Annotated in this window: 3 protein-coding genes; 2 read left to right on the top strand and 1 reads right to left on the bottom strand. The window is 48.9% G+C overall.

The genetic code is table 11. The features are described 5' to 3' along the window. Nucleotides 1–292 precede the first annotated feature (292 nt). Both QUA40_RS17995 and QUA40_RS17990 read left to right on the top strand, forming a co-directional pair. Nucleotides 293–1,153: a DUF2382 domain-containing protein gene (locus QUA40_RS17995; RefSeq protein ID WP_333128203.1), complete on the top strand. Its 861-nt coding sequence runs from the start codon at nt 293–295 to the stop codon at nt 1,151–1,153. A gap of 221 nt (nt 1,154–1,374) precedes the next feature. After that, nucleotides 1,375–2,268 carry a DUF2382 domain-containing protein gene (locus QUA40_RS17990; protein ID WP_333128201.1) on the top strand — a complete coding sequence of 298 codons (894 nt, stop codon included), beginning with the start codon at nt 1,375–1,377 and terminating at the stop codon, nt 2,266–2,268. Nucleotides 2,269–2,742: 474 nt separating this feature from the next. Here the strand turns inward: QUA40_RS17990 and gltB are convergent, their stop codons facing one another. Beyond that, on the bottom strand, nt 2,743–7,446 hold the full coding sequence (gltB, locus tag QUA40_RS17985; RefSeq protein ID WP_333128198.1) for a glutamate synthase large subunit: 4,704 nt from the start codon (nt 7,444–7,446) through the stop codon (nt 2,743–2,745). Nucleotides 7,447–7,488: the final 42 nt, after the last annotated feature.

Here is a 7,488-nt window from a genome sequence, read left to right as displayed (position 1 = left end):
GGGATCTTAAAATCCCAAAAGCCTTTTGACCCAAACTTTTTATCCACAACCCCTTGACAGGTCAATACAGTATCTACGGTTGGCTTTGAGTTTTAATACTTGTTATTAAGATTAACGATTATAGAGTTTTACAATCTTTAAAATAGCTGAGCGCGCTAGCACAGAAAAAGAGATGCCGTAGTATTCCTCTAGTATTAAACAACCTAAATTATACACTTCTGACTTTAGGGAGAGGGAAGTTAGCGAATTAATTTCTACTATTAATTTAAGTAGAGCAAAGAGGAAAAAACACATGGCACTTCAAAAATTAGCAGAATTTTATCCTAACTATCAGGAAGAAATCTTTGCTGGAGACGACATCAAGGGATTTGATGTTTATGCTGGCGACTCTGATGAAAAAGTAGGCACTGTTTATGACGCTTTGGTTGATGACACTGGTCGTTTCCGCTATCTGGTAATTGACACGGGTATTTGGATTTTTGGCAAAAAAGTATTGTTGCCAATCGGCTCTGCCCGCTTCGACTACGGAGCCCGCCGCGTCCACGCCACAGGCCTTCGCAACAAAGCTCAAGCAGAACAATTGCCGGCTTACAATGATTTAGAAGCGGTAGATTACGATCGCGAAGAACAGGTAAGAGGCGTCTACCGCAATCAAGGAACTGCCGCTACAAGCACTGCAACTCCTGCTAGCTACGATCGCAGCAACTACAGCTACGATATCGACCGCCCACTCTACGAAACTAACGAACAGCAGCACCAAAATCTCAAGCTTTATGAAGAACGCTTGATTGCCAACAAACACCGCGCAAAAACAGGCGAAGTAGCAGTTGGCAAGCGCGTGGAAACTGAAACAGCGCGAGCTTCAGTACCCATTGAAAAAGAACGAGTTGTAATCGATCGAGTAACCCCGGTAGAAGCGGGTCGAGTCGTTTCAGTCGGTGAGGCTGACTTCCAATCAGGGGAAGTTGCACGCATGGAAGTCTACGAAGAAACGGCCGACATTCACAAGGAAGCTTTCGTCCGGGAAGAAGTCAACGTCAGAAAAGAAGTTGTTCGCACCACGGTTGAGGGCGAAGAAACCTTGCGTCGTGAAGAATTAGACGTTAAGACTGATGGAACTGCGGTTGTAGATAATAAAAATCCAAAGATCTAAACCAACCGCAACAGCTATTGCATAGGAATTGCGCCTTAATGACATAATTCTGTCACCGCGCAGGTTTGATTGGATTGGTAGCGATCGCGCAATTCCTATGTGAGCGGCGGGTGGGGTACAAAACTTGTCTAGTTTTGGCAACGTTTATGCACTTTCCCCGCCTTTACCAATTTCCCCTTACCAATTCATAATAAAAATCCCTAAGCAGGAAAGTTTAAAAAATGAACGGTCAAGCATCAGCAGAAAAGATAGCAACTGCCCAATCAATAACCCGTCTCAACCGGGTGCCTGAAAAAGTCAGAACTAAGCTAAAAAGTTTTACCGTCAAAGACAACCAAGGTCACTTGGTCGGCAAAGTTAAAGATGTATATTTTGATGCTAACGGTCAGTTAAACTTTGTGGTTGCCGCGCTAGGCAGCGAAAACACCCGCATTTTTTTATTAAGTGTTAAGCTGCTCAAAAAAGTCGATTATCATCAAAAAGCGCTGTTTGTAACTATTAATTCTGATCAAGTCGATCTGCTGCCAATAGTTTCGGCAAATGGCGCTCATCCGTATTTAGAAAATGCCTCTGAACCGGATAGTGAATTTAGCAACAGTGAGTTAACAAATCCCTCAAAAGTTATGTCAAATCTAACAGATGCCGATCGCACAGATGGAAATTTGGAGACAGATCAGGATGAGGAAAACTTCGATATTGTCGATCAAGAAGTAATTCGCCTGCTAGAAGAACGATTGGTGATCAATCGCAGCAAGCGCAAAGTCGGCGAAGTCATAGTGCGTAAAGAAATTGAAACTCGGATGGTACAAGTACCCATCCAGTGGGAAAAGCTGATCGTCGAACAAGTCGGCGACGATCCGAAGGTGTTGGCAGAAATAGATTTAGGTGAGGGAAACATCACTGGTATAGATTTGACGGAGATTAAGAGCGATCGCCAAGAGCCGACAGTTAAGGCTGAATTTACCTCTGTGCAGAAAGCTAGCAAAATCTTAAATTCGATCGCCTCTCAACCCCGTCACGGTTGCGTCAAAGTCCGCCTAGAACTCGTTCTGGAAGACAAGCAACTGGAGGATACTTACCAAAAATGGATGACGGAAAACCACTCTGAGAGTTAAAAAATTTGTATCCGCTCAATAAGTTGCGGTAAGCCTTAATTTTTAGGATTTGTAGAATTTTAATTTAATTCTACAAATATCCTGACGGGGTGACAACCCCGTCAGCCGCCATGAGCCAATGGCAGAAAAACATTTTATTCTGTTTGTCCAAAATGTGCCAGAGGGAAAAACCCCGCTCGCGCTTGAGCAAACTCCTTGAAAGAGAGAGACATCAATGAACACTCTTTGCAGAATAATTCGTATTTTATCAGAAGCGAGCTCCCCAATCGCTCTTACACAAGTAGTTACTTTTGTCAACTTTATCGTTAAGAAAGATGTTTATAAAGCATAGCTTAGCAAGGGGGGGAGCAAGAGGTTTTTTTGAGGTTTTGTGCAAAACTCGGTTTCTGACTATTCATTTGTAATGTCAAGTCCGGTAGATTCAAAAAAAGGGGCAACTCGCGTCGCCCCTCATCTCTTTAACCAACTGCAAAATTACGCTTTCACAGCAATCTTTTGTTCGGAAGCCTCGGGCGAATTCGCTTCACTCGGCGGCACAACTTGCCAGAACTTAGGCAAATATTCCGACCAATTTGCCAAAATCTTCTCAGCTTTCTTGCTGCCGGTTCGATCGCACTGAGCCTCAATCAACTCCTTCAATTGCGCCTCCCCAGCCGCCGTACAAACGCGCTGCATCTTCACAATCTCCCCGTTGACATGAGCCGGGAAACTGCCATCTTCATCGAGGAAATAAGCCAAGCCACCAGTCATTCCAGCCCCGACGTTGCGGCCGACTTTTCCTAACACCACAATCGCGCCGCCAGTCATGTACTCGCAGCAGTGATCGCCCGCACCCTCGATCACAGCTTTCGCCATCGAGTTTCGCACCGCAAACCGTTCGCCAGCTTTACCCGCCGCCAACAGAGTTCCCCCCGTCGCACCGTACAAACAAGTGTTACCGACGATCGCATTTTCAGAAGCATCATAAGTCGCACCAGCCGGCGGTGCGATCGCGATTTCGCCACCGTGCATCCCCTTACCAACGTAGTCGTTGGCTTGGCCTGACAGTACCAGCGTCATCCCCGGCAAATTGAACGCGCCAAAGCTTTGGCCGGCGCTGCCGGTGCAGTTGAGGGTGATTTCACCGCTAAAGCCGGTGTTGCCGTGTTGCTGTGCGATCGCACCTGCTAAACGTGCACCTACAGTGCGATCAGTATTCACCAATTTTACATTCTTGCTAACAGTGCCGTGATTGGCGATCGCACTTTGAATCTCCGCATCCGCGAGCAAATCATCGTCTAACACAGGCCCGTTAGTGTGTACGTCGCCGTGGATCAAGAAAGATCGATCGCTCTTAGTATCCGGTAACTTGGTCAAACAATCCAAATTAATCGCTTGGGTTTTAGTTAGTTTCACCCCATCGCGCATTTTCAGCAAATCCGCGCGGCCGATGATATCTGCGATCGACTTATAACCCAATTTCGCCAACAAACTCCGCACTTCTTCTGCTACGAAATAGAAGAAATTAACAACGTGTTCCGGCGTTCCGGGGAACCGTTTCCGCAAGTGTTCTTGTTGAGTTGTCACCCCCACCGGACAACTATTCATGTGGCAAACGCGAGCCATAATACAGCCTTCTGCAATCATTGCCACCGTGCCGAAACCGTACTCTTCGCCGCCCATCAAAGCGCCTACAATCACGTCCCAGCCGCTTTTAAAGCCACCGTCAACGCGCAGTAAAACTCGATCGCGCAATTTGTTTTCCATCAGCACCCGGTGCACTTCTGTCAATCCGAGTTCCCACGGAGAACCTGCGTGCTTAATCGAACTCAATGGCGAAGCACCGGTGCCGCCATCGTGGCCGGAAATTTGAATCACATCAGCATTGGCCTTAGCGACACCGGCGGCTACAGTCCCGATGCCGACTTCCGACACCAACTTCACCGAAACTCCTGCTTTCGGATTGATTTGGTGCAAGTCAAAAATCAACTGCGCCAAATCCTCGATCGAATAAATATCGTGGTGAGGAGGAGGCGAAATCAGCGTGACACCCGGTTTCGATCGGCGCAAATAAGCAATGTACTCGCTCACTTTCGGCCCCGGCAATTGACCGCCTTCACCCGGTTTCGCACCTTGTGCGATCTTAATTTCGATTTGTTGGGCGTTCATCAGGTACTCAGGAGTTACCCCGAAACGTCCAGAAGCTACCTGTTTGATGGATGAAGAAGCTGTATCGCCATTCTGCAAACCTTTCAAGTGAGGCAGCGTTTGTGAGAAACCCGCCGCACTCACATCGTTTAGCACTTTGTAGCGCACCGCGTCTTCGCCGCCTTCGCCGGAGTTCGATTTGCCGCCGATGCGGTTCATCGCAATCGCTAGCGTTTCGTGGGCTTCCGGGGACAAAGCGCCGAGGGACATACCGCCGGTGGCGAACCGCTTGACAATATCTGCTACAGATTCTACATCTTCGACAGGAATGGGAGGACGATCGCTCGCAAAGTCGAGCAAATCCCGCAAAGCCGTTACCGGGCGATTTTCTAGCTGTTGTTTGTAAACCTCGTAATGGTCGTAAGCTGTTTTTGCTTCAGATCCGTTACCGTTACCGCTAGTCTGAGCCTTAAAAGTAGTCACAGCCTTGTGCAAAGCCTTGGCCATTTCCGGGCTGTTCATGTGATATTCACCGCCCCGGCGGTACTGCACGAAGCCGAAATTTTCCAGCTTTTTCAGAAGCAATTCTGGGAAAGCTTGACTGTGGAAAGACATTACCTCGTTAGCCAGTTCCGCGACACTCAAACCGCCGATGCGGGAAACAGTGCCTTTGAAACCCAAATCGAGCAAATCACCGCCAATGCCGATCGCCTCAAAGATTTGCGCCCCCTGATAGCTAGCCAGCAGTGAAATCCCCATTTTCGACATAATCTTCAGCAGCCCATTTTCCACTGCTGTGCGGTATCTAGCTTGAGCCTGTGTGACGGTAATATTGGGAACTTTGCCGTGCTGCATCAAGTTTTGAGTCTTGGCGTCAGACCACCAGGCGCGCACGCTTTCCAATGCCAAGTAAGGGCAAACAGCTACCGCCCCGTAACCGAGCAAACAAGCGAAGTGGTGAGTGCTCCAACATTGGGCGGTATCGACAACCAGCGAAGTTTGCATCCGCAGGCCGACCTTAATTAAGTGGTGGTGAACCGCGCCAACTGCCAGGAAAGGCGGAATATAAGTACATTCTGCGCTCAATCCCACAGAAGATTCCCCTTCGGCCTTCGATACTCGATCGCTCAAAATCAGAATCCTCGAACCCTCGCGCACCGCTATCGCCGCCTTTTGACAAAGTTGCTCGACTGCGGTTTTCAAACCAAAAGGCCCAGCAGCAATTTTGTAAAGCGTTGACAATTCGCTGGCGGAGAAAGACTTCTGGTCTTTCAAGAAACACAGTTCAGCGTCGTTGAGTACGGGGGAATCAATTTTCAGCCGCTTGGCATTTTCTGGTACTGCTTGCAGTAAATTGCCCCGCAGGCCCACATTCATCGTCAGCGACATCACCATCCCCTCGCGCAGGGGGTCGATCGGCGGATTTGTCACTTGAGCGAACCGCTGTTTGAAATAGTTGTACAGCAACTGAGGCTTTTCTGACAACACAGCCAAGGGAACGTCGTCGCCCATGCAGAAAGTCGGTTCTTTGCCAGAACTCGCCATCTCGACGATTACCATGTCCAAATCTTCGGCTGTGTAGCCAAAAGCAGTTTGGGTTGCTAACAGGGTTTGCGAGTCGAGGGTTGCGGTTTCGGCAAAAGGCTGCGGTTCCAAAGTTTCGCGGTGTTTTTGCAGCCATTCGCCGTAGGGATGTCGTTTAGCAATTCGCTGCTTGAGTTGCCAATTTTTGAGAATTTCCTTGGTTTGCAGGTCAACTGCAATCATTTGTCCTGGCCCCAAACGGCCTTTTTCGACAATATCTGCTTCGGGAATATCGACAACTCCGGCTTCGGAAGCCACAATTACCAAACCGTCTTTAGTAATGCAGTAGCGGGCCGGTCGCAAACCGTTGCGATCGAGCGTAGCACCTACTTGTTTCCCGTCGCTGAACACCAGCAGCGCCGGGCCGTCCCAAGGTTCTTGAATGCCGCTGTAATACTCGTAAAAATCGACAATTTCTGGATAAGGAGCCAAATCCGGCTGATTTTTGTAAGCTTCGGGTACCAGAATTGTCAGGGATTCTAGGGGGGTGCGGCCGGAGTGCACCAACAACTCCATCACGTTGTCCAAGTTTGCCGAATCGCTGCTTTCGGGATTGACAATTGGGTTGAACGTGTCGATATCAGCTTGAGTCCAATTCGGGTGAGCTAAATTTGCTTGTCGCGCCTTCATCCAAGTAATATTGCCCAACAGCGTGTTAATTTCCCCGTTGTGTCCCAGTAAGCGCATCGGCTGGGCTAAGTGCCAGCGGGGCATGGTGTTGGTGCTGAAGCGCCGGTGATAGACGGCAAAGGAGCTTTTATAAGCGGGATTTTTCAGGTCTGGGTAAAATTCTGCCAGTACGGCCGATCGCACCATGCCTTTATAGACGATCGTGCGACAGGAGAAAGAGCAAGTATAAAAGTCTTGGCGGGTGAAGTTGGGGCGATTTGACAGGGCGTGTCCGATTGTGCGGCGCGCCAAAAATAGATGTTTGTCGAGTTCGTCTCCGGCTAAGTGCGGTGAACTAACAATTACTTGTTCGATTTGAGGTTGATTTTCTCGCGCTTGCTCGCCCAAAACCGATGGTACGATGGGAACTGTGCGCCATCCCAAAACTGTGAAACCGCGATCGGTCAGAACTTGCTCAACCACCTGCCGCGCTATAGTCGCTTGAAATTTATCTTGAGACAGAAACAGCATTCCCACGCCACAGTTTTCCCGTGCGGGAGGCACAATTCCCTGTTCGGCAAACCAAGTATCCAACAATTCCCAAGGAATCGCGGTCATCAAACCCGCACCGTCGCCGGAATCTTGGTCGGCGCTGCAACCGCCGCGATGTTCCAGACAAGTTAAAGCTGGCAGCGCTTTTTCAATAATCGAGTGCGTAGCTTCGCCGCTTTGGTTGGCAATAAACCCCACACCGCAGGCATCTCTTTCTTCCACTAACCAGCTTTGGCCGGCAAATGGAGTTCCTCGCTCAGTCTGATGCACGTTTCTGTTTCTGTTTGGATCGATCGTGTTACCCATGTTGATTGAATGTTATTTCCGTGATTGTGTGGTTGATGCGTT

The sequence above is a fragment of the Microcoleus sp. Pol11C3 genome, from assembly GCF_036701485.1.
Classification (GTDB): Bacteria; Cyanobacteriota; Cyanobacteriia; order Cyanobacteriales; family Microcoleaceae; genus Microcoleus.
This window is presented reverse-complemented; position numbering and strand designations above follow the sequence as displayed.

Coding starts and splice junctions, on each gene's coding strand:
- QUA40_RS17990 (WP_333128201.1), top strand. CDS start 1,375: ATGAACGGTCAAGCATCAGCAGAAAAGATAGCAACTGCCCAATCAATA.
- gltB (WP_333128198.1), bottom strand. CDS start 7,446: ATGGGTAACACGATCGATCCAAACAGAAACAGAAACGTGCATCAGACT.
- QUA40_RS17995 (WP_333128203.1), top strand. CDS start 293: ATGGCACTTCAAAAATTAGCAGAATTTTATCCTAACTATCAGGAAGAA.